The 21395-nt window shown below is 50.5% G+C and carries 23 protein-coding genes; 15 read left to right on the forward strand and 8 right to left on the reverse strand.

Going from position 1 to position 21395, the window contains the following annotated elements; all coding sequences use genetic code 11:
- Positions 1-45: 45 nt before the first annotated feature.
- Positions 46-1314, reverse strand: coding sequence for a phosphoribosylamine--glycine ligase (purD, locus tag QQL65_RS09990; RefSeq protein ID WP_284364143.1), 1269 nt, complete (start codon positions 1312-1314; stop codon positions 46-48).
- A gap of 107 nt (positions 1315-1421) precedes the next feature.
- Here purD and xseA point away from each other — a divergent pair, with 107 nt between their 5' ends.
- Genes xseA through QQL65_RS10005 form a run of 3 tightly spaced genes read left to right on the forward strand, consistent with a single transcriptional unit; the run spans position 1422 to position 4320 of the window.
- A complete protein-coding gene (gene xseA, locus QQL65_RS09995; protein ID WP_284364144.1) occupies positions 1422-2912 on the forward strand; it encodes an exodeoxyribonuclease VII large subunit in 1491 nt (496 codons plus the stop codon).
- A 46-nt stretch (positions 2913-2958) separates the two neighbouring features.
- Positions 2959-3174 carry a DUF2093 domain-containing protein gene (locus QQL65_RS10000; RefSeq protein WP_284364146.1) on the forward strand — a complete coding sequence of 72 codons (216 nt, stop codon included), beginning with the start codon at positions 2959-2961 and terminating at the stop codon, positions 3172-3174.
- Between the two features lie 57 nt (positions 3175-3231).
- The gene (locus tag QQL65_RS10005; RefSeq protein WP_284364147.1) at positions 3232-4320 is read left to right on the forward strand and encodes a hypothetical protein; all 1089 of its coding nucleotides are present in this window, start codon (positions 3232-3234) and stop codon (positions 4318-4320) included.
- 2 nt (positions 4321-4322) lie between these two features.
- Here QQL65_RS10005 and QQL65_RS10010 read toward each other — a convergent pair whose 3' ends face one another.
- From QQL65_RS10010 to QQL65_RS10020, 3 genes are read right to left on the reverse strand one after another with little or no spacing between them, the layout of a single operon-like run.
- Positions 4323-5039 carry a lysophospholipid acyltransferase family protein gene (locus QQL65_RS10010; protein ID WP_284364148.1) on the reverse strand — a complete coding sequence of 239 codons (717 nt, stop codon included), beginning with the start codon at positions 5037-5039 and terminating at the stop codon, positions 4323-4325.
- A 5-nt stretch (positions 5040-5044) separates the two neighbouring features.
- Positions 5045-5275, reverse strand: coding sequence for a DUF4170 domain-containing protein (locus QQL65_RS10015; RefSeq protein ID WP_284364149.1), 231 nt, complete (start codon positions 5273-5275; stop codon positions 5045-5047).
- A gap of 23 nt (positions 5276-5298) precedes the next feature.
- Positions 5299-6117 (reverse strand): 3'(2'),5'-bisphosphate nucleotidase CysQ, encoded by an 819-nt coding sequence (locus tag QQL65_RS10020; RefSeq protein ID WP_284364150.1) that lies wholly within the window; start codon positions 6115-6117, stop codon positions 5299-5301.
- Between the two features lie 247 nt (positions 6118-6364).
- On the opposite strand from QQL65_RS10020, the gene QQL65_RS10025 reads away from it, so the two are divergent.
- On the forward strand, positions 6365-6874 hold the full coding sequence (locus tag QQL65_RS10025; RefSeq protein ID WP_284364151.1) for a DUF6101 family protein: 510 nt from the start codon (positions 6365-6367) through the stop codon (positions 6872-6874).
- Positions 6875-6914: 40 nt separating this feature from the next.
- On the opposite strand, the gene ubiA is transcribed toward QQL65_RS10025, so the two are convergent.
- Positions 6915-7844: a 4-hydroxybenzoate octaprenyltransferase gene (gene ubiA, locus QQL65_RS10030; protein ID WP_284364152.1), complete on the reverse strand. Its 930-nt coding sequence runs from the start codon at positions 7842-7844 to the stop codon at positions 6915-6917.
- Between the two features lie 74 nt (positions 7845-7918).
- Here ubiA and QQL65_RS10035 point away from each other — a divergent pair, with 74 nt between their 5' ends.
- Entirely contained in the window at positions 7919-8671 is a 753-nt protein-coding gene (locus QQL65_RS10035; protein WP_284364153.1) for a 16S rRNA (uracil(1498)-N(3))-methyltransferase, read from the forward strand.
- Positions 8672-8764: 93 nt separating this feature from the next.
- A complete protein-coding gene (locus QQL65_RS10040; RefSeq protein WP_284364155.1) occupies positions 8765-10135 on the forward strand; it encodes a glutamate--cysteine ligase in 1371 nt (456 codons plus the stop codon).
- On the opposite strand, the gene QQL65_RS10045 is transcribed toward QQL65_RS10040, so the two are convergent.
- Positions 10132-11004 (reverse strand): LysR family transcriptional regulator, encoded by an 873-nt coding sequence (locus QQL65_RS10045; RefSeq protein ID WP_284364156.1) that lies wholly within the window; start codon positions 11002-11004, stop codon positions 10132-10134. The genes QQL65_RS10040 and QQL65_RS10045 overlap by 4 nt on opposite strands.
- Before the next feature lie 129 nt (positions 11005-11133).
- On the opposite strand from QQL65_RS10045, the gene QQL65_RS10050 reads away from it, so the two are divergent.
- Positions 11134-11403: a DUF1127 domain-containing protein gene (locus tag QQL65_RS10050; protein ID WP_284364157.1), complete on the forward strand. Its 270-nt coding sequence runs from the start codon at positions 11134-11136 to the stop codon at positions 11401-11403.
- A 72-nt stretch (positions 11404-11475) separates the two neighbouring features.
- Here the strand turns inward: QQL65_RS10050 and QQL65_RS10055 are convergent, their stop codons facing one another.
- Both QQL65_RS10055 and QQL65_RS10060 read right to left on the reverse strand, forming a co-directional pair.
- Complete coding sequence (locus QQL65_RS10055) at positions 11476-12858, reverse strand: MATE family efflux transporter (RefSeq protein WP_284364158.1); 1383 nt, start codon at positions 12856-12858, stop codon at positions 11476-11478.
- 137 nt (positions 12859-12995) lie between these two features.
- On the reverse strand, positions 12996-13637 hold the full coding sequence (locus QQL65_RS10060) for an invasion associated locus B family protein (RefSeq protein ID WP_284364159.1): 642 nt from the start codon (positions 13635-13637) through the stop codon (positions 12996-12998).
- Between the two features lie 225 nt (positions 13638-13862).
- On the opposite strand from QQL65_RS10060, the gene coxB reads away from it, so the two are divergent.
- From coxB to thrC, 8 genes are all read left to right on the forward strand, one after another.
- Positions 13863-14789, forward strand: a complete 927-nt coding sequence (coxB, locus tag QQL65_RS10065) for a cytochrome c oxidase subunit II (RefSeq protein ID WP_284364160.1) — start codon at positions 13863-13865, stop codon at positions 14787-14789.
- An 84-nt stretch (positions 14790-14873) separates the two neighbouring features.
- Positions 14874-16529, forward strand: coding sequence for a cytochrome c oxidase subunit I (gene ctaD, locus QQL65_RS10070; RefSeq protein WP_284364161.1), 1656 nt, complete (start codon positions 14874-14876; stop codon positions 16527-16529).
- Positions 16530-16602: 73 nt separating this feature from the next.
- On the forward strand, positions 16603-17535 hold the full coding sequence (locus QQL65_RS10075) for a heme o synthase (protein ID WP_284364162.1): 933 nt from the start codon (positions 16603-16605) through the stop codon (positions 17533-17535).
- On the forward strand, positions 17535-17690 hold the full coding sequence (locus QQL65_RS10080) for a hypothetical protein (RefSeq protein ID WP_284364163.1): 156 nt from the start codon (positions 17535-17537) through the stop codon (positions 17688-17690). The genes QQL65_RS10075 and QQL65_RS10080 overlap by 1 nt, the downstream gene beginning before the upstream one ends.
- A gap of 16 nt (positions 17691-17706) precedes the next feature.
- Positions 17707-18252, forward strand: a complete 546-nt coding sequence (locus QQL65_RS10085; protein WP_284364165.1) for a cytochrome c oxidase assembly protein — start codon at positions 17707-17709, stop codon at positions 18250-18252.
- A 17-nt stretch (positions 18253-18269) separates the two neighbouring features.
- A complete protein-coding gene (locus QQL65_RS10090) occupies positions 18270-19103 on the forward strand; it encodes a cytochrome c oxidase subunit 3 (RefSeq protein ID WP_284364167.1) in 834 nt (277 codons plus the stop codon).
- A 73-nt stretch (positions 19104-19176) separates the two neighbouring features.
- Positions 19177-19959: an SURF1 family protein gene (locus tag QQL65_RS10095; protein ID WP_284364168.1), complete on the forward strand. Its 783-nt coding sequence runs from the start codon at positions 19177-19179 to the stop codon at positions 19957-19959.
- Positions 19960-19990: 31 nt separating this feature from the next.
- Positions 19991-21394 (forward strand): threonine synthase, encoded by a 1404-nt coding sequence (gene thrC, locus QQL65_RS10100; RefSeq protein ID WP_284364169.1) that lies wholly within the window; start codon positions 19991-19993, stop codon positions 21392-21394.
- Position 21395 lies beyond the last annotated feature (1 nt).

Raw genomic sequence — 21395 nt, forward strand, 5'->3', positions numbered from 1 at the left:
GAGAAGTAGAACGTAAATCAAATAAAAAGGGAAGGGCGGAAAAGCCTATCCGCGTTCAATCGCGCGCCATGCAATATCTTTACGGCAAAAACCTTCTGGCCAATCGATTTTGTCAATTGCAGCGTAAGCGCGGTCTCGCGCTTCCTGCACGGTCGTGCCCTTTGCAGTGACGTTCAGCACCCGTCCGCCATTTGCAACCAGCTTGTCGCCGTCGCGTTTGGTGCCTGCGTGGAATACCTTGACGTTTTCATCGTCAACTGACTCCAAACCTCTTATTTGTGTGCCCTTTTCGTAAGATCCGGGGTAACCATCCGCCGCCATCACAACTGTAAGCGCAACAGTGTCGTCAAATTGTGGGTTTTCTTCGTTTAGGGTGCCATCAGCGCAAGCGCTCAATAGTTCAACAATGTCAGACTTGAGGCGCATCATGAGCACCTGACACTCCGGGTCACCAAAACGCACATTATATTCGATCAGTTTTGGCCCATCAGTGGTAATCATCAAGCCAATAAACAAAACGCCAGTAAAGGGTGTGCCGCGATCGGCCATGCCCTTGATGCTGGGCTCGATAATCTCTTTACGCGTACGCTCCAGCATTTCTTCAGTCATTACAGGAGCTGGCGAATACGCGCCCATGCCGCCGGTGTTCGGGCCCTTGTCACCATCAAATGCACGCTTGTGATCTTGCGCAGATGGCAGCAGCACAATGTTTTTCCCGTCGCTCAAGGCAAACAATGATGCTTCTTCGCCCACTAAACATTCTTCGATCACCACAGATGCACCAGCTTCGCCAAAGGTGCCGTCAAAGCAATCGCGCACGGCTGCTTCAGCTTGCTCTAGCGTTTCGGCAACGGTCACACCTTTGCCAGCAGCCAGACCGTCAGCTTTGATGACAATCGGTGCGCCTTGCTCTTGTAAATATGCAAGCGCTGGCTCTAGTGCATCGAACTTGCCGTAAGCCGCTGTCGGCACATTCATCTCGTCGCACAGGGCCTTGGTGAAATACTTCGATCCTTCAAGCTGAGCGGCAGCTTGTGATGGGCCAAACACCTTGAGGCCGCACTCGCGCAGCACGTCGGACAGTCCATCAACCAATGGTTGCTCTGGGCCGACCACCACAAATTGCACATTTTCGTCTGCACAAAACTCAGCAACTGCCGCGTGATCATCGACGTCGATTTGAACCAATTGCCCGCACTCTTCCATGCCTGCATTGCCTGGCGCTATAAACAGCGTGTCTGTGTGTTTGGATTTGGCAATTGCCCATGCCAAAGCGTGTTCGCGACCGCCAGAACCAATCAGCAAAATGTTCATAATCTTTGTCCAGAATCTTTGAGTGTTGCCCGTTGGCGCTCCCTTATCATGTTGATGGCAACCAGTCACCCTTGACGGCGCCAAATATCCGTTGCACCAGTTCTGATATGGAATCTTTGCAAACAAACGCCCACGAGTTTACTGTTACCGAAATATCTCAATCGATCAAAAGAACGGTTGAGGACAAGTTTGGTCATGTGCGCGTTCGCGGCGAAATTGGCGGTTATCGCGGACCACATGCGTCTGGTCATGCCTATTTTGGGCTAAAGGACGACAAAGCAAAAATTGATGCCGTGATCTGGCGTGGTGTGTTTTCCAAGCTTGCGATAAAGCCCGAAGAGGGTATGGAAGTTATTGCCACGGGCAAGCTGACAACATTCCCAGGTTCTTCAAAATACCAAATTGTTATCGAGCATATTGAGCCAGCAGGCGCTGGCGCGCTGATGGCATTGCTGGAACAGCGTCGCAAACAATTGGCGGCTGAAGGCTTGTTTGATGCTGACCGCAAGCGCGAACTGCCTTATTTGCCGCAAACGATTGGCGTCATCACTTCGCCCACCGGCGCTGTTATCAGAGATATTTTGCATCGACTTGATGATCGCTTTCCAACTCATGTGATTGTTTGGCCCGTGCGCGTGCAGGGGGACACATGTGGCGCAGAGGTTTCTCGAGCAATTGAAGGCTTTAACGCCATCAAGCCGAATGGACCGATTAAACGCCCCGATTTGCTTATTGTCGCCCGTGGCGGTGGTTCAATTGAAGATTTGTGGGGCTTTAACGACGAAGCTGTTGTTCGCGCCACCGCAGATTCGACTATTCCAATCATATCTGCGGTTGGTCACGAGACGGACATTACGCTGATCGATTATGCAGCGGACAAGCGGGCGCCAACGCCAACAGGTGCCGCTGAAATGGCTGTGCCAGTGAAGGCGGAACTGGTCAATTATGTCGAAGATCTTGGCTCACGGACGCGAAACGCACAACTAAGAACCCTTTCAAACTTCAAGGACCGGATGCGAGCCGTTGCCGCCGCAATGCCGAAGCCGCAAGAACTGACGGCGACAGCGAGACAGCGCCAAGATATGGCGACGTTGCGACTAGGGAATGCACTGACCCAATTTGTGGACCGCAAGCGCGCGCAGCTTGGCGCGGTAGCGCCGCGTGTTTCCCCAAAATCAATTGAGCAAAAGCACAGCAATTTGCGCGAGCGTTTGACTTCACTTGGCAGCCGTATGGATCAGGGCTTGAAGCAGCCAACAAGCCGCGCGCGTTTGCGCCTCGAGCCATTGGCGAGGGCGATGAGCCCAGCCTTTAAGAGGTTGCTCGAGAAACGCCAAGCACTGCTAGAGTCACAATCTAAGCTACTCAACTCGTTGAGTTATAAAGGAGTTTTAAGTCGCGGCTATGCGCTCGTTCTGGATGCAGATGGCCAAGTGGCGCGATCTGCAAAGGCTCTGGAAGCGGGCGAAGGCGTCACTTTGAGACTTTCTGACGGTGATGTTGGTGCTCAGATTTCCGATAAGCCGCCACAAAAAACCAAAAAGCAAGCAAAGCCCAAGGCTAAAAAAACTATTGATGGGCAGGAAAGCTTGTTTTGATTTTTTCTAGCAGGTCTCTTATATGTGAGCGAGATAAGAGGACGAAATGAATATTTTTGAACCTGGATTTGGCCAGCGCGAAGCAAAACTGCGCTATTTGGATGCGGACTTTGCCGTAATTGAGCCGGGTCATTTTGTGACCTGCGCAGTAACGGGCCAGCGGATTGCGCTTGAAGACCTCACCTATTGGAGTGTCGACAAGCAGGAGGCCTATATTGACGCCCTTGCGTCGATGAAAGCCATAGCAGACAGCAACAAGTAGAAAGCTCCCAGCATCGTGCGTGTTCTGGTGATATCCAACGGCTATGGCGAAGATGCAATGGCCGCGTTTCTGGCGCGTGAACTATCGCGACATGTGGATTTGGTTGAAGCGCTGCCAACCGTTGGTCCCGGAAAATCATATGACGGCATATGTGAGACAGTAGGGCCACGCGGTGATCTCGCTAGCGAAGGGCACCGTAAAGTTGGCTCTTTGCTCAAAGACTTCCAGCATGGATTGGCGTTTACCGCTGTTAGTCATGTCAAATTCATGCGCGACAACAAAGCGCGCTGGGACAAGGTGGTTACAGTTGGCGACATCATTGGCCCACTTTTGAGCTTTGCCGGTGGTTACAAAGTCGATCTTCACATCGACGTCTACAATTCAGGCTATGCAAGGCAATATTCTGCCGCAGAAAAGCAAGCGTTGAAGCGTACGACTAAGAAAATCCTCTGCCGAGATGACATTTTAGCCGGTTCACTGCGCGCGCTGGATATAGATGCAGGCTTTGCCGGCAATCTGATGATGGATACAGTGCCTGAATTGGATATCGACATTGCGCCTTTGTGCGCCGGCAAGGTTGGCGTTACCTTGCTGCCGGGTAGTCGCGCTGCAGCGCCAAAGCTTTTTGCTGTTGAGATGGATGCGATAAACCGACTTTCGCAGAAATACCCACTTGTCATCTTGGTTCCCGTTGCGACTGGCGTTGATGTTGGGTCGTTAATTCAAAGTGCCGGGCTGCGAAATCTGATAGATCAAAACCTGATCGGCGGCGAACATTTGGGTGTGGCTGCTTCTTTTGATCAAACAGAAGTCCATTTCTTTGAAAAAGGCATTGGCACGCTCGCTCGCCAGTCGCGAGTGGTTGTGGGGCAAGCTGGTACCGCAGGCTTTCAGAGTGCCGGATTGGGTATTCCGACAATTGCGCTGGTTCCAGATGATGCACGCCCACAACGTGTGCGTCGAAATGAACGACTAATGGGCGAAAGCCGCATCACCTCTCCGGTTGATGCATTGCAACTGGCCAACAAGCTCGAACCCTTGCTCAAAGATAAAGCCGAGGCGGAAAGACGTGGCAAAATCGGGATTGAGCGCATGGGACCACCCGGTGCGTTGGATGCGGCCGTGCGGATAATCGCGGGGACTTAAATCTAGTCTTTTTTGTCAGCCAATTCAAAAGCACGCGCGGTGGTGCGATCAAGTTTCATTGCCAACTCTTTTGAATAAGGCTCCAAATCCTTAGCGGATTTGGGTACCCATATCGGCTCGTCAATACAGGCTGTCATCCGCGAAAATGGATGGTTGATCTGCATTTTGTCCCAGACATTTTCAAGCACCGTGCGGCGCGAGCTGGAAACCGCGTATGGAATGATCGGTCGACCAGAGAAGCGCGCGAGCAGGGCAATGCCATCACTGACGTTACGACCTGGAACAGGCGGAATGTCTGCAGTTATGCCAATCGATTGTCCGCGCTTCATTTCACGCAGCATTTCGCGCATAGCGGCCATACCGCCGGTGCCTTCATCCTGTTTAAAGCTTGCGCCTGAACCATCGATCGATGAGCAACCAAAACTCTCCGCCGCTGCGGCAACAATTTGGCCATCGGGATGACGAGAAGTTAGAATGGACAATTGTTCGGCTACGGGCACCAGTTTCATGCCCAACATGCCTTGCCCGTGCCAACAGCAAAATATCGCCGGCATTAGATCCGCTGAAATGTCGTGTGCATTGGGCGGGTCATAGACAAATTTTGATGTGGCGGACGAAAATCGCAAATAGCCGCCAAGGACGTGCCAACCCAAAAAACGTCGGAACCCTGCGCTTTGAAAAAAGCCTGACTTTTCAGGTTGGCTGACCTCTGTGCTCATAAAAGCTATTTCTTGCCTGGATCAAGCAAGCGGTGCAAATGCACAACAAAGTAACGCATGTGCGCATTATCAACTGTCATTTGCGCTTTCTGCTTCCAAACGGCCGCAGCAGTTTCGTAGTTTGGGTAGACACCAACAATGTCGACCTCATCTAGGTTGCGGAATGTGACATGGTCTAGGTCTTCAAGTTCGCCGCCGATGACCAGATGCAGCAGTTGCTTATTATCGTCGCTCATAAAGTTCCCACTTCACTTAAAAGCTATATGTTTGTTGGGCATCCATAGACGTTTCGCAGCACCTCATGGATGTCGTCTTTTAAACCGTCCTCAACCATTGCCGCAATAGCGCCATGCCGAATTTCTTGCTTATTAAAGGACGGTTTGCCGCAGCACACATCTTCAAGGCTGATGCCGCACTCTTCAAGGATCAGCGATGCGGATGCAATGTCCCAATCTTGTGCGCCACGTCGCGATACCGCAATGTCCAAGACACCTGTTGCTACTTGCACCAACCTAAGCGCCAATGATCTGATCGCTGGCCCGCGCACAAACGAAATGCCACGTGCCTCTAACTCTCTGTGCACAGCGCCAGGCGCAGGCATTATAGGGCCAACATTCCCCATGCGCGCGCGCCGTCGAATGGGTTCCCCATTTAGATAGGCTCCACCGCCTGCAACAGCTTCATAAAATTCATCACGAATAGGCGCGTAAACAACACCAGCGACGGGTTTGCCTTTTTCGACAACCGTTATGCAAACTGTCCAGCTGTCGTCGCCTTGTAAATAACCGCGTGTACCATCAATCGGGTCGACCACAAAAATGCGGTCCTTATTCATGCGATCCAGATTGTCGGCTGTTTCTTCACTTAGCCAACCGTAGTCAGGTCGTTCGCCGCAAAGCGTTGCTTTAAGATATCTGTCAACCGCATAGTCAGCTTCAGAGACCGGAGATGCATTGTCTTTTGTCCAAGTTTTTACATCTTGGCGAAAAAAACCTGTTGCGATGATACCGGCACTAACTGCCGCGGAGCGGATCAATTCCAAATCAGCTTCAAATTCGAGCGCGCTTTGTTGCGGCATCCATGGCTCCGTCAATTGGCTTAAGTGCCCAGTGAGACTGATATGTGACCTTTTTATAAGGTGCAACCATGCTGTTTCGGTTAATTAGCCGTTATGCCCGGTCATAACCTGCTAACCCTCTTTGAAACAACGAAAATTTAACCGCATTTTTTAAGCGGATTGAGAAACCTCTCCAGTAGTTTGGTCCTCAACAACGAGAAGCGAAAACTTAAAAACAGCTCTCGAGTTAACAGGAAGGCACTAAACCATGCTGCAAGGCACAATCATTCGAGGATCCAATGTGATCCTCAGCGGAAAGAACGGGCAAAGCCTGCCCGCACTCCGACCAGCAAACGACAATGCGCCCAAAGACGATGTGAAAACTGTAACGGTTCGCAAAACATTGTCCAAATCAGGCGTTCCGATCAAAATCAAAGTACCAGTGACCGAATATATGGGCGTTGCTGTGGCCACCACCATCTCAGATGAAGGTGTGCTCACAAGCTCAATTGAACTGGTGCATTCTGATAGTGGTTTGAATTATCGCGTGTTCGAAGAAGAAGGTAACCATGCTGTGGTCGCCGAATGGCAAAATTGGGGCAAAAAGCTCGCGCTGCCATTGTTCATTCGTGCTGGTAATGGTGACTTGGTGCCATACACCCAACATGTTGGTGGCGTGATGCTCGGCAATGAAACAAATCGCCGGCAGCTTGCAAACCAAGCAAACCGTCGCCCGCGCTTTCTCAACAAACGAAAAATTGGTTTGGTTTCCGGCTAAAACATAATGCACTCAGGGTCGAGGTTCTAAGTCTCCAAAATTAGAACCTGTACTCAATGTACAAACTAAGTGCCAGTGCCAGCCCGACCCAATGATTTGCTTTAAACCGGACAAGGCAGTTCAAGCCTTGCTCCGGTTTAAGCGTTGCGATTTGCCAAATCAGTAATAGCGGCACCGCCCAAGCCGCGTATAGAAAAACCTTGCCAACCCCAGCACCATCGGCTGCAAACCACCACAAAATTAACGCGCCAACATAAAAAGCAGCGGTGATTTCGCGCGCATATGCGCCAAAAAGACGCGCTGTCGATTTAACACCAATCATTGCGTCATCTTCGCGATCTTGCAGCGCGTAGATTGTGTCGTAGCCAATGGTCCACAAAATTGAACCTGCATATAACCAAAATGCGGGATAGTGCAGGGTGCCAAACATCGCCGCCCATCCCATCAGCGCACCCCAATTAAAGGCAAGCCCCAAAAACAATTGTGGCCAATAGGTGATGCGCTTCATGAAGGGATAAATCACCACCAGAACAAGCGACGAGATGCCTAACAGTTTTGTGAAATCATTGAATTGCAACAATACGACCAGTCCAATAAGGCATTGTGCCACCAAGAAGATGATGGCCTGGCGCACGCTAACTTGCCCCGAAGGTATCGGGCGTGAGCGTGTCCGCTCAACCTTGTCGTCTATGTCGCGATCAATAATGTCGTTGAGTGTGCAGCCTGCGCCACGCATGGCCACCGCTCCGACAAAGAAAAGAGCCAAATAATAAAGCGAAAAGCCCGTTTGCGGTCGTGCAACCGCCGCAAGAGCTAACGAAAAAGCACAGGGCCAAAACAATAGCCAATAGCCAATCGGACGATCCAGCCGCGCCATTCGCAGATATGGCCGAGTAGCCGCAGGGGCAAATCGATCAACCCAGTTCTTGGCATCTGCGTCAGCAACGCGGTCAGTTTTTGGTTCACTCATAGTCACATTTTCTGTATCACGGCGATGAGCAACGCTAATAGGCGTTGAAACTTTGTCAAGCAAGTGTGAACCACATGCCACGCCATCACAAAAATCTAAGCCGTCTATTTGTTGAAGTCGATCTTGTTGTTGGCAGCGAGTTGAAACTCGACAAACCACAAACGAATTATTTGCTCAATGTGATGCGCAAGAAGCAAGGCGATGAACTGATCTTGTTTAATGGGCGTGATGGCGCATTTTTGGCGCAGATTGCAGATGCGCACCGTAAAGGTGCAACCATTGCCTTGATCGAGTTAGCCGTCGAGCAAACACCAGCTTCTGATCTCTGGTACATGTTCGCACCGCTCAAAAGCGCACGGCTCGACTATATGGTGCAAAAAGCAACTGAGATGGGCGTCGGGCATTTGCTGCCAGTGATTACCCAGCACACCCAACTTGTTGGAAAACTCAAGCACGACAAGATGGTCGCAAACGCAATCGAAGCGGCTGAGCAATGCGAAATCTTAAATGTGCCAACGGTGCATCAACAAATTTCATTGGCCGATCTCCTTGATCAATGGGATCAGGTGCATCCAAATCGCAAACTGGTGTTTGCAGATGAAGGTGCGCCAGCTGGCGGTGCTGCAAACAGTTTGATGGAAATCAAAGATCAACCCGTCGCTTTGCTGGTAGGTCCTGAAGGAGGGTTCTCAGATGCTGAACGCGAACTGCTATTGGCAAAACCGTTCTGTGTACCCATCAGTTTAGGGCCACGAATCTTACGTGCGGATACAGCAGCCGTGGCGGCACTTACGCTCATTCAGTCAAATATCGGTGATTTACGATAAAAGGATTGAAACATTGAAATTGCGCGCTATTGTCGTGCTCACTTTTGTCGATTTCGGGTTGACGCTCGAAGAATGAATTAACGGACCTAATTGATGTCAGCCTCTCCTGTTGTTAGCCCATTGATCGAATCTAAAGCCGATTTGATCGAAGCCCTTTCAAAGGGTGAGAAGCCGAAAAGCGAATGGCGCATTGGCACGGAGCACGAAAAATTCGTTTTCTGCAAAAAGCAACGCACCCCGGCGACATATGATGGCCCAAGCGGAATCAAAGCGATTCTAGAGGCTGTTCAAACTAAGACCAATTGGTCGCCCCTAATGGACAAAGGCAATATTATCGGTCTCAAAGACCCAGTAGGGGGCGGATCGATTTCCCTGGAGCCGGGTGGCCAATTGGAGTTGTCTGGTGCACCACTGGAAACGCTTCACGAAACCTGCCAAGAAACTGGCAACCACCTGAAAATGCTACGCTCCATAACGGATGAAATGGGGCTCGAATTTTTGGGGCTTGGCGTTGCGCCTGCTTGGTCACTTGAAGATATGCCGATGATGCCAAAGTCACGCTATGGCATTATGAAGCCCTACATGGAAAAAGTCGGGACTTTGGGCACGTCCATGATGTTCCGGTCCTGTACGGTTCAGGTAAATCTCGACTTTTCGTCCGAAATTGACATGGTCAAAAAACTGCGCACGAGCCTAGCTTTGCAACCCATTACAACAGCAATGTTTGCCAATTCGCCATTTGTTGATGGCAAGCCATCAGGCTATTTGTCTTACCGGGCTCACATTTGGCAGAACACTGACAAAGACCGCACCGGGATGTTGCCCTTCGCCTTTGAAGATGGCATGGGCTATGAGCGATATGTCGACTATGCCCTTGATGTGCCGATGTATTTCATTATCCGCGACGGTGAATATGTAAACTGCGCCGGTGAAAGCTTTAGAGATTTCCTTGAAGGCAAGCTTCCGCAGCGACCAGGCGAATTACCAACGATTGCGGATTGGGAAGACCATCTTTCTACCATTTTCCCAGAAGTCCGCTTAAAGAGCTTTTTGGAAATGCGTGGCGCCGATTCCGGTCCATGGGAAGGCATCTGCGCGCTTCCTGCGCTCTGGGTTGGGGTGCTCTATGATCAATCATCACTCGATGCAGCATGGGATCTTGTAAAAGACTGGACCGCTGAGCAGCGTGACCATCTTCGAGTTGATGTCGCAAAGTCAGCGTTCCAAGCTGAAATTGCGGGCCGTAAAGTTGGCGAAGTGGCCCGCGATATGCTTGAAATCTCTCGCAACGGTTTGGCGGCACGCGCGCGCCAAAACTGGGAAGGTTTTGACGAAGGTGTCTTCCTTCACCCTGTAGAGCGCGCCCTCAAATTAGAGAAGAGCCCAGCAGAAGTGATGTTGGATGCTTACTATTCCACTTGGGATGGTGACATCGAAAAAGTTTACACAGAACGCCTGTTCTAGGCCGCGCTTTCCATCACGGTTTCCAAACTCTCTTTGATGTGTTCAGCCAGCGCATTGTAGATGCCGCCATAAGCATTGCTGGCGCGTAACATCGCAATGTCAGCATCGGGCAGGGGCGGCATGCCATCTTCAGGTCCAAGAATGCGCATGTCTTTGGTGATGGAGCTTTCGCACAAAACCCCAACGGCCAACCCTGCGTTCACGGCGCTGGTGATGGCCGTTGCATTTGACGACGTATAGGCGATCCGGAAATCGATATTGGCGTCCGTCAACGCATCCTCAGCGGACAAACGCCAGCAGCAGTCTTTGTTGCCACAAGCGATAGGCAGTGGGCGCTGCAAATGGGCTTCGGACTTTTTGCCAACCATCCAATGCATCGGCTCAGAGCGCAGCAGTTCGCCAAATTTGTGGCTAGTGCCTTGAGTGAAGATAATCATGTCATATTTGCCCGACTTTACGCCCACCAGCAATTCCTCTGATGGCTGACAGCGCACATCAATTTGAATTTTTGGATGGGAGCGCTGGAATGACGACAAAAGAAGCGGCAACACGCGCACTGCATAGTCATCTGGAATGCCGATATGGATGGTACCGGACAGATCTTCCTTGGAAAAAATATCAACGATATCCGCGTTGATTTGTAGCATGCGCCGCGCACGATGATAAAGCGTTTCGCCTGCATGTGTGACGGTGACGCGACGCCCGTCGCGGACAAGCAAGCTTGTTCCAAGACGCTCTTCAAGTCGCTTAATCTGCATCGACACCGCACTCTGCGTTTTAAAGACGCGTTTCGCTGCCTCTGTGAAGCTGCCGCAGTCTGCAATCACCGCAAATGTTTGTAACTGATCCAAGTCTAAGGGAGTAGCCATAGTCATCACCAAAATTGATCGTACTTATGATTTCTATTTGTTAGACGAATGATGAGTTTGTCAATATGTTGTTTCTTGTAAACCACTCATGCCGGTCTTCGGCATTTCACACATCGATGGAGATTTGATATGGCGTTTGTTTCAACAAGCCGTCGTACAGGCTTCAGCTTCGGCAATTCACAGCTGATGTCATTTGCGACAAAATGGTCCCTTTTTGCAGAACGCCTAGTGCGTTCGTACCGCCAGCAAAAGACATATAAGGCGCTTAATGCGCTGGACGCACATCAGTTGGCCGATATTGGCCTAACAGCTTCCGATGTGCATGAAATGGTCGAACTCGGTCACGATCAGGCCTTGTGGCGCCTCTCGATTGCCCGCAAACGTGCGAGCAATCTTTAAGGCAAAAAAAGTTTCCAACCCCCGGAAAACTATAGCCGAACCCTAAAGCACTCCGCTTTCGGTTCGGCTTTTTTATGTGGTGGCTGGTGCAGCGTCAGGTGTTTGTTGTTTTTCGAGCGTTAGCTTCTTGATCAACGCAAAAGCAGCTATGACCGGCAACACACCAAACACAACCGCCCCTGCAGCAATGCCCCAATAGATGCCGGTAAGACCCGCCCACTGCGCACCAAAATAGACAAATGGGACAACCCCCAATGTTTGGCGCGACCAGTTGAACAGGGTGGCGTAAAGCGGTTTGCCCAAATTGTTGAACGCCGCGTTTGAGACAAACAACATGCCGTTGAACAAGAATGATCCAGCCATGATTGTGCAGAACAATCTGATCACCAGTTCCATATCACCTGAAGCATTATAGGTGCGCACAACATAATCCTGCGCAATGAACAATAGACCCCAAGCAATCATCACATAAACGGCGTTGAAAATAACACCATCCATCAAAGCTTGGCGCACGCGATCCATTTTGACCGCGCCAAAGTTTTGTCCAATGATTGGCCCAACTGCGCCAGATAGCGCAAAGATGACGCCGAACGCCAAAGGAACAAGTCGGTCGACAACCGATTGGCCCGCAATCGCCGCGTCGCCGAAATCAGCAACACCTTGCGCAATTAGAAATGCACCAACAGGGGCCGCCAAGTTGGTGGCAACCGTGGGTAGAGCGATCTTGAGGATGTTCTTGAGGTCTTTGATGAATCGTTCCGCAGTTGGCAAAGCCACCATATTGTGGATGCCAATAACAAAATAGAGGCCCAACGCGGCGAACGTGACCCGCATGATTGCAGAAACAACAGCCGCGCCAACCACATCCCAGCCAAGAACAAAGATAAAGATCGGGTCTAGTGCCGCCGTAAGTGCGCCACCGATTAGCGGCAAATACATTGAGCGCTTCGCATCGCCTTTGGAGCGCAAAAGGCCCATTGTCACCATGCCAACACCAAGGAATGGCATGGAAGGCAGAACAATATACAAGTAGGTGCGGGCATATTCGAGGGCTTGTCCCTCAGCTTTCAATAGCCACATCAACCAATCTGTTAGCAAAAATCCGGTTATTGCCACGCCAATACCAAAGGCAAAGGCGGACAATAGCGAGGTGCCTGAATAGGACCGCGCCGCTTCGTCGTCGCCTGCGCCAATTGAACGCGAAACCATTGCGGATGCGCCAATCATGAAGCCAACGGACAAGCCAATTACAAAGCCAAGAACATAGGAAGCACGACCAACAGCGGCAGTTTGCGCGGCATCATTCAACTGCGAAATGTAAAAGAGCGTGATGGCATCAACGAAGAATATTGCCATCAAACCGATTGCTGACGTTGATGTCATCACAATCACATGGCGCATTGTCGAGCCTTCAGTAAAAACGGCTTTCATACCGCCACTTGCCTGTTTGGACATAGTTTAGCTTTCAACTGGTCGCCGCGTGCACACTCGGCCTAATGATTTCAAGGCCACATAGATGGTCTTTTGCGCGCAAAAGATCAAGTCACCTCAAGGTGAACAACCAAATTGAACTGTGAACTTTGGGAAATGACTTATGGAAGCTTGTCGTAACCGTCGCTCAAACCATTCATGGAAATCGGAATGCCGATACCCTCTTCAGGTGTTTTGAAAATGACGAACAAGGCGTTCTGTGCGTTTCGCAATTGCTCAAGGCTGGTATCGTCCAAAGCAACTTCCGCAACGCAGCCGCTTGGCAAGCAGCGTACCCACGGCATCCACACCATTTCCTGCTCATCAAGCTTTACGCCAAGGTCCTTGGTGAGAAGCACACCCAATGGCGCCCAAACGCGCAACAAAGTGTATTTGCCGTCTGCGGTTTTGATTACATAGACATTGAGTTTGAGACCAGACTGAGAATCGTCAGAGACGATTTGCACAAGCGCGCATTGTTCAAAGCTTGCACCGGGTGGATTTTCGCAAGTTAGCTCCCAGTCGCCGTGCCGAGATTTGGGCACCCCTTGCGCAAAGACGGTTCCACCAACAATTGAAAACAAGCCAACAGCAATGGCAAAGGCAACGAAACGAGCGAGCAAAACTGATTCCCCATCAAAATTTTTAAGCCGAGAATTTACACGTTTGTGCGCGTTGCAGCGCCAATAGTCAATTTGGCCAATGCGTTTCACACGCTTTATTGAATTGTTTCCGATTGCGGCATCAGCATGGCTCGAAAGCATTTTTTCGGCCAAAACTATAAAAAACTGTGCATTTTTGTGCTCTTGCGGGAATTTGCCGCACTGAAGCCACACCAATTGGAATTGCCTAATTCGTTCTGATATGATTTAGGTCAGCAATGAGATTCTGCCAGATTTTGGGGATGGGCGAATTGACAAGCGGAGTGTACTCCACTTATGCGTATGCCCAACATTTAGGCGTTAAACATGTCGCAAAGGGAGACTGACGTGAGCAAACTTCTTGCACGTCTGGCTATAGTCATATCTGCATTCATCGCTTGGGCCGTGCCCACAACCGCTTTTGCCCAAGAAACTGGTGATCCAGTAACGGGGCAACCAACGGACGGGGCAATCGGGTTTCAGCCATCTGTAACCACTATCATGGACAGTACTGCTGCTTTCCATAATGGTCTGCTTATGCCGATCATCACCGTTATAACGATCTTTGTAACGGCGTTATTGATCTGGGTCATGGTTCGCTACAATTCAAAAGCAAACCCAACACCGGCTCGCTTTACGCACAACACGCTGATCGAAATCGTTTGGACTGTGGTGCCGATTTTAATCCTGATCGTTATCGCTATTCCATCGTTTGGCGTTTTGACAGATCAGATGACAACTCCTGATGGTGAGCGCAAATATTTGGGTAGCTCAATCTTCTCACGTGAAAACGGTGAGCAGGTGCCAGCGGCCGAGATCACGGTTACTGCGACAGGCTACCAGTGGTACTGGGGTTATGAGTATAACGACCTAGACGGCGCATCATTCGACTCAATTATGCTTAGTGACGAAGAGATTGCGGCAACAAAGCCTGGGCAACCTCGTTTGCTAGCTGTTGATAACGAACTGGTCGTTCCAGTGAACACAACAGTTCGTGTGCTTGTTACAGCTGCTGACGTGATCCACGCATTTGCGGTTCCAGCATTCGGCGTAAAAACAGACGCCGTTCCAGGCCGCATCAATGAGACTTGGTTTAACGCACGCAAAGAAGGACTGTACTACGGTCAGTGTTCTGAGCTGTGCGGTAAAGACCACGCCTTTATGCCACTCGCTGTACGCGTAGTGTCTAAAGAAGAATATGCAGCTTGGGCTGAGAAGCTAAAAGCAGAAGATGATGTGGAAGCCGCCAATATGACATTGGCAAGCTTGAACTAAACGCGTCGATTTTAAGATTTAGGGGCTCTTGGACTTTTCACTGATTGGTCCAAGAGTTGAATGGGAAAGAGGCAAGGAAAGCAAATGGCAACCGCAACTGCTGACCATGATGCGCACGCAAACCCGACGGGTTGGAAGCGCTACGTATATTCAACAAACCACAAGGACATCGGCACGATGTACCTTATCTTTGCTATTGTGGCAGGGATTATTGGTGGTGCACTCTCAGGCTTTATGCGTTGGGAACTAGCCGAACCTGGTATCCAGATCTTCCCAGGTCTGGCTTCAATGGTTTATGGCCATGAATGGCAAAGTGCTGCAGCGATTGACGCTGGAAAGCACATGTACAACGTGTTCACCACGGCCCACGGCTTGATCATGGTGTTCTTTGTTGTGATGCCAGCCCTAATTGGGGGCTATTCCAACTGGTTTGTTCCTTTGATGATTGGTGCGCCTGATATGGCGTTCCCGCGCATGAACAACATCTCATTCTGGTTGTTGCCTCCGGCATTCATCTTGCTTTTGATGTCAATGTTCTTTGAAGGCCCTCCAGGTGGCATGGGTACAGGTGGCGGTTGGACCGTTTACCCACCATTGTCCACAACTGGTCAGCCTGGTCCTGCGATGGACTTCGCGATCCTGTCGCTTCACATCGCTGGTGCTTCATCAATTCTTGGTGCGATCAACTTCATTACGACAATCTTCAACATGCGCGCGCCGGGCATGACCCTGCACAAGATGCCTTTGTTCCCATGGGCAATTCTTGTAACAGCGTTCTTGTTGCTATTGTCATTGCCTGTTTTGGCTGGTGCGATCACCATGCTTTTGACAGACCGTAACTTTGGCACAACATTCTTTACGCCTGATGGTGGCGGCGATCCGATCCTGTTCCAGCACTTGTTCTGGTTCTTCGGTCACCCAGAAGTTTACATCATGATTTTGCCAGGCTTTGGCGTTGTTTCGCATATTGTTGCGACATTCTCCAAAAAGCCAGTATTTGGCTACTTGGCGATGGTTTACGCGATGGTGGCGATTGGCTTCGTTGGCTTCATCGTGTGGGCGCACCACATGTACACCACAGGCATCTCGCTTGATACACAGCGCTACTTCGTGTTCGCAACGATGGTTATTGCGGTGCCAACCGGCGTCAAGATCTTCTCATGGATTGCAACAATGTGGGGCGGTTCATTGTCTTTCCGTCCACCAATGCAGTGGGCAATCGGCTTCATCTTCTTGTTCACCGTTGGTGGCGTGACAGGTGTTGTATTGGCGAACGCTGGTGCTGACCGTTCATTGCACGACACTTACTATGTGGTAGCTCACTTCCACTATGTATTGTCACTTGGTGCTGTGTTCTCAATTTTTGCGGCTTGGTACTACTGGTATCCAAAAATGTTCGGCCACATGTATTCAGAAACACTCGCAACCGTGCATTTCTGGGTGATGTTTGTTGGCGTGAACTTGATTTTCTTCCCACAACACTTCCTTGGTCTGAACGGTATGCCACGTCGCTATATCGACTACCCTGAAGCGTTTGCGTGGTGGAACCAAGTTTCGTCTTGGGGCTACGCTGTAACATTGGTTGCCGTGCTTGTGTTCTTGTACACAATCGTTGATGCGATCATGAAAAAGCGCCCAGCTGGTGACAATCCTTGGGGCGAAGGTGCAACTACTCTTGAGTGGACATTGCCTTCACCACCACCGTTCCACCAGTTCGAGACACTACCTAAAATCAAGTAGTGCAATTCAATTTCTTCCCGCCGCGCTTAATGTGCGGCGGGGGAACTAAAACCGATCAAGGCATGATCCGATAATGGCATTCGTCACAGACCAAAATGAGCGACCACTTTATTCTTCTGCTGATGTGGAAGACTATTTTGCGCTTTTGAAACCCCGCGTTATGTCGCTGGTGATTTTCACCGCGATTGTTGGGTTGCTTGTGGCACCGGGCGCGGTTCATCCCTTGATCGGCTTCACAGCCATTTTGTGCATTGCAATTGGGGCGGGAGCCTCGGGTGCGCTTAACATGTGGTATGATGCCGATATTGATGCGGTGATGAGCCGTACGATCAACCGCCCAATTCCAGCGGGCAAAGTCACAAAACAAGAGGCACTAGCTTTCGGTCTTGTGCTTTCAGTTTTCTCTGTGCTGACGCTCGGTTTGTTGGTCAATTGGGTCGCAGGCGGCTTGCTTGCCTTTACGATCTTTTTCTACGCTGTGATCTACACCATGTGGCTAAAGCGTTGGACGCCACAAAACATCGTAATTGGCGGTGCAGCGGGCTCTTTCCCCCCAATGATTGGCTGGGCGGCAGTTACAGGTACAATCACCATTGAAAGCGTGATCTTGTTCCTGATCATCTTCTTGTGGACACCTCCGCACTTCTGGGCATTGGCGCTATACAAAAAGGGCGACTACCAAGAAGCTGGCATTCCAATGTTGCCAAATGTTTCTGGCGAGCGGGCAACTCAAAACCAGATTTTCATCTATTCGCTTTTGCTTGCAGCTATCGCGCTTGCCCCAACATTGATTGGGTTTGCGAGCCTTGCTTATGGCGCGGCGGCTGCGCTTTTGAGTGCCGGTTTTGTGTTCTACGCGACAAAACTGTGGCGTGAAAAAGAATTGGTTGAGATGAAAAAATCAGCGCGCAAACTTTTTGCATTTTCGCTGGTTTATCTATTTGCCATTTTCCTTGTACTGGCCGCTGACATCGTTGCCACCAAAATGCTTGGGAGCATGATCTAATGTCTGAATTGACCCCAGAACAAGTTGAAGAGCTGAAAAAGCGTCGGCGCAAGCGTTCTATCGCTTTGGCCTTGGTGCTTGGTGCGTTGGCTATTTTGTTCTACGCGGTGACGATTGTAAAAATCGGCCCTGCGATTTTCCAGCGTCCACTGTAGGGAATTCGAAAAACCAATGGCGAACGTCAACCTCACAGCACCAGCACCAGATGCGCGCAACAAGAAGCTTGCGATCATTTTGTTGTGCGTTGTTGCGGGCATGGTTGGTTTGGCCTATGCGGCGGTGCCGATTTATCAAATTTTCTGCCAAGTCACTGGCTATGGTGGTACCACGCAGCGCGCGGAAGACGTAGCAGTTGGCATTATTGACCGGGAGATGGGTGTTCGCTTCACTGCGAGCGTTGATGCCGCATTGCCGATCGAAGTCAAGCCGGCCGCCATGTCAGTGGACAAAATTGGCTCGAAGGTCACCGTTGTTTATGTCGCGACAAATTTGAGCGACAAGCCTGTGGGAACCACCGCAGGATTTAATGTGGCCCCAGCTGTTGCGGGTTCATATTTCAACAAGATTGAATGTTTTTGCTTCACCGAGCAGACTTTGGCGCCAGGTGAAGTTAAGGAAATGCCGGTTGTCTACTATGTAGACCCGGAGTTGGATTTAGACAAAGAGCTTGATACCATCAAGGAAATCACGCTCTTTTACGCATTTTATGCTTCGTAAGGATTGGGAGAAGCTTCATGGCGGCACACGCTAAAAATCATGACTATCACTTGGTTGATCCAAGCCCATGGCCATTTGTAGGCTCTGTTTCGGCATTCGTGATGGCTGTTGGCGGTATCTATTGGATGCGCGCTGATGTTCCATGGCCATTCTTGATTGGTCTTGCGGGCGTACTTTACACCATGTTCGCATGGTGGAGTGATGTCATTAAAGAATCCCATGCTGGCGATCACACGCCAGTTGTGCAACTGCACCACCGCTATGGCATGATCTTGTTTATTGCCTCAGAAGTTATGTTCTTTGTGGCATGGTTCTGGGCTTATTTTGATGCTTTCTTCTACTATGATGAAGTGCAGCAAATCGGCCGCGTTGCCGCAACAGGCGGTCACTGGCCTCCGACCGGTGTAGAGCTGTTTGATCCATGGCACTTGCCGATTTTCAACACTTTGTTGTTGTTGACTTCAGGCATGACGGTAACTTGGGCACACCATGCAATTCTTGAAGACGATCGCCAGGGTCTAAAGTGGGGGCTCATTCTCACATGTATTCTGGGCGCGATCTTTACAGTGGTGCAAGCTATTGAGTACGCCCAAGCTGGCTTCAGCTTCTCAGGCAACATCTATGGCGCGACATTCTTCATGGCGACAGGTTTCCATGGTTTCCACGTTCTTGTTGGTACCATCTTCTTGCTGGTCTGCTTGTTCCGCGCACTAAATGGTCACTTTACGCCAAAACAACACCTCGGCTTCGAATTCGCCGCTTGGTACTGGCACTTTGTTGACGTTGTATGGCTGTTCTTGTTTGCAGCGGTTTACGTCTGGGGCTCTTGGGGCATTGCCGTCGGGCACTAAGCTCACCTGAAAAGTTTAAGGGCGCGGGGCACAACCCGCGCCTTTTTTGTTTGTTCCAAAGGAAAAACTTCACATGTCCACTTCTGCCAACCGCAATTCCACCATTGGCACTGTCATTTTTATGGCGGGCATGCTGGCCGCTGCTTTGCTGTTCGCGGTGCTGGGTTTTTGGCAAATGGAGCGTTTGGCGTGGAAAGAGCAGTTGATCGCATCCGCTACTGCTCGTGCAACTGCAGCCCCTGTTGATGTACCTGCGGTTTCTGGTTGGTCAGCTTTAGACGTTGAGACAATTGATTTTCAGCCTGTTCGCCTAACCGGTGAGTTTCAAAGTCATGGTGAAGCGCGTATCTTTATATCGCTCCCCAAAAAGGGCGGGCGATACAGTGGTCCGGGATATTGGATTGTCACCCCATTCGAATTGAGTGATGGCGGACTGGTTTATGTCAATCGCGGTTTTGTGCCCCAAGAATTGGCGTTTAACGCAGCCTATGCGGCAGCGCCGGAAGGGCCAATGCAGATCAATGGTGTCTTGCGGAAGCCTGAACGTGCTGGCGGCGCAACGTTGGAGCCAGATTTGGCAAAGAATGTGGATTGGGTCATCAATCCGCAACGATTGTCGACGATCTTGTTCAGCGATCTGGGAACAGTCGCGCCATTCTATGTGAATTGGCTTCCGGTTGAGCCTGTCGAATTACCGCAGCCAGCGCAAACAAGCGACATTGAGTTTTCCAACAAACACCTCGAATATGCGCTAACTTGGTTCTCACTTGCACTCATGACCCCCATCTTGTTGGTTTTCTGGCTTGTCAGACGTAAAAAAATGCAAAAACTTGCAACAGATCAAAGTGCGGACTAGTGTGCGCGCGAATTATTTCACGGATTGAAAAATGCAATATATCAGCACCCGCGGCCTCGCACCGCGATTGGGATTTTGTGACGCTGTCTTAGCCGGGCTAGCGCGCGATGGTGGCCTCTACCTGCCGCAGACTTGGCCGCAAATCGATCATGCGCAAATTGCTGCGATGGCCAACAAACCATTTGCTGATGTGGCATTTGAGGTGATTTCGCCGTTTGTTGATGGCGAAATCCCAGCTGACAAACTCCGCGAGATGCTGAACGAAGCCTATGGTACATTTCGCCATGCGGCAGTTGCCCCGTTGGTGCAAACAGATGAAGGACACTTTGTCCTTGAGCTTTTCCACGGTCCGACCTTGGCATTCAAAGATGTCGCGATGCAGTTCTTGGCGCGCGTTATGGATCACATCTTGGGTGAGCGAGATCAACGCGCCACCATTGTAGGTGCCACATCGGGCGACACAGGTTCGGCTGCAATTGAAGCCTTCCGCGGTCGCGAGAACACCGATATTTTCATTCTCCACCCAAAAGGCATGGTTTCCCCGGTGCAGCAGCGCCAGATGACAACTGTGCTTGATGAGAACGTGCACAACATTGCGCTCGAAGGTAATTTTGATAATTGCCAAACCATCGTCAAAGACATGTTCAACAACCACCATTTCCGCGATGGCGTTAGTCTGTCGGGTGTAAACTCAATCAATTGGGGCCGCATTGTTGCGCAAGTGGTTTACTATTTCACATCTGCAGTGGCCCTAGGTTCGCCCCACCGCGAAGTCAGTTTTACGGTGCCAACAGGCAATTTTGGCGATGTATTCGCCGGGTTCGTTGCACAAAAGATGGGCCTGCCGATCAAGCAATTGGTTATCGCGACTAATGAAAATGATATTTTGCGCCGCACAATGGAAACCGGGCGCTATGAAATGGATGGCGTAAGCGCCACCACCAGCCCGTCAATGGATATCCAAATATCGTCAAACTTTGAGCGCTTGTTGTTTGAGGCGAACGATCGAGACGCCGAAACGACAAAGACCCAGATGGACGGCCTGAAACAATCAGGCAGCTTTGCACTGTCAGAAAAAGCGCTAGGTGCGATCAAAACAAAATTTGGCGCAGGGACGTCCGATCAAGCTCAAACCGCTGCTGTTCAACAAACTGTGCTTGAAAATGCTGGTTACTTGATGGACCCACACACAGCGGTTGCCTATAAAGTGGCTCAAGAGTTCGCAGCATCAGATGTGCCTATGATTACATTATCTACGGCGCATCCAGCCAAATTCCCTGCGGCTGTAAAGTCCGCAACCCAAGTCGATGCGGCGCTGCCGGCATGGCTTTCTGACCTTTATGAACGCGAAGAGCGCGTACATGTGTTGGAAAATGCACAAGACGCAGTCGAGACGTTTATTAAGGCGCGTGCCCGCGCCAACAAGGAGCAATAAT

It is taken from the genome of Maritalea porphyrae (genome assembly GCF_030159895.1).
In the GTDB taxonomy this organism is placed as follows: domain Bacteria; phylum Pseudomonadota; class Alphaproteobacteria; order Rhizobiales; family Devosiaceae; genus Maritalea; species Maritalea porphyrae.

Coding starts and splice junctions, on each gene's coding strand:
- xseA (WP_284364144.1), top strand. CDS start 1,422: ATGGAATCTTTGCAAACAAACGCCCACGAGTTTACTGTTACCGAAATA.
- QQL65_RS10040 (WP_284364155.1), top strand. CDS start 8,765: ATGTCAGCCTCTCCTGTTGTTAGCCCATTGATCGAATCTAAAGCCGAT.
- QQL65_RS10015 (WP_284364149.1), bottom strand. CDS start 5,275: ATGAGCGACGATAATAAGCAACTGCTGCATCTGGTCATCGGCGGCGAA.
- QQL65_RS10010 (WP_284364148.1), bottom strand. CDS start 5,039: ATGAGCACAGAGGTCAGCCAACCTGAAAAGTCAGGCTTTTTTCAAAGC.
- QQL65_RS10090 (WP_284364167.1), top strand. CDS start 18,270: ATGGCGGCACACGCTAAAAATCATGACTATCACTTGGTTGATCCAAGC.
- QQL65_RS10075 (WP_284364162.1), top strand. CDS start 16,603: ATGGCATTCGTCACAGACCAAAATGAGCGACCACTTTATTCTTCTGCT.
- QQL65_RS10035 (WP_284364153.1), top strand. CDS start 7,919: ATGCCACGCCATCACAAAAATCTAAGCCGTCTATTTGTTGAAGTCGAT.
- QQL65_RS10055 (WP_284364158.1), bottom strand. CDS start 12,858: ATGTCCAAACAGGCAAGTGGCGGTATGAAAGCCGTTTTTACTGAAGGC.
- QQL65_RS10025 (WP_284364151.1), top strand. CDS start 6,365: ATGCTGCAAGGCACAATCATTCGAGGATCCAATGTGATCCTCAGCGGA.
- thrC (WP_284364169.1), top strand. CDS start 19,991: ATGCAATATATCAGCACCCGCGGCCTCGCACCGCGATTGGGATTTTGT.
- QQL65_RS10080 (WP_284364163.1), top strand. CDS start 17,535: ATGTCTGAATTGACCCCAGAACAAGTTGAAGAGCTGAAAAAGCGTCGG.
- QQL65_RS10050 (WP_284364157.1), top strand. CDS start 11,134: ATGGCGTTTGTTTCAACAAGCCGTCGTACAGGCTTCAGCTTCGGCAAT.
- QQL65_RS10060 (WP_284364159.1), bottom strand. CDS start 13,637: ATGCTTTCGAGCCATGCTGATGCCGCAATCGGAAACAATTCAATAAAG.
- ctaD (WP_284364161.1), top strand. CDS start 14,874: ATGGCAACCGCAACTGCTGACCATGATGCGCACGCAAACCCGACGGGT.
- QQL65_RS10000 (WP_284364146.1), top strand. CDS start 2,959: ATGAATATTTTTGAACCTGGATTTGGCCAGCGCGAAGCAAAACTGCGC.
- QQL65_RS10045 (WP_284364156.1), bottom strand. CDS start 11,004: ATGGCTACTCCCTTAGACTTGGATCAGTTACAAACATTTGCGGTGATT.
- purD (WP_284364143.1), bottom strand. CDS start 1,314: ATGAACATTTTGCTGATTGGTTCTGGCGGTCGCGAACACGCTTTGGCA.
- ubiA (WP_284364152.1), bottom strand. CDS start 7,844: ATGAGTGAACCAAAAACTGACCGCGTTGCTGACGCAGATGCCAAGAAC.
- QQL65_RS10020 (WP_284364150.1), bottom strand. CDS start 6,117: ATGCCGCAACAAAGCGCGCTCGAATTTGAAGCTGATTTGGAATTGATC.
- QQL65_RS10095 (WP_284364168.1), top strand. CDS start 19,177: ATGTCCACTTCTGCCAACCGCAATTCCACCATTGGCACTGTCATTTTT.
- QQL65_RS10005 (WP_284364147.1), top strand. CDS start 3,232: ATGGCCGCGTTTCTGGCGCGTGAACTATCGCGACATGTGGATTTGGTT.
- QQL65_RS10085 (WP_284364165.1), top strand. CDS start 17,707: ATGGCGAACGTCAACCTCACAGCACCAGCACCAGATGCGCGCAACAAG.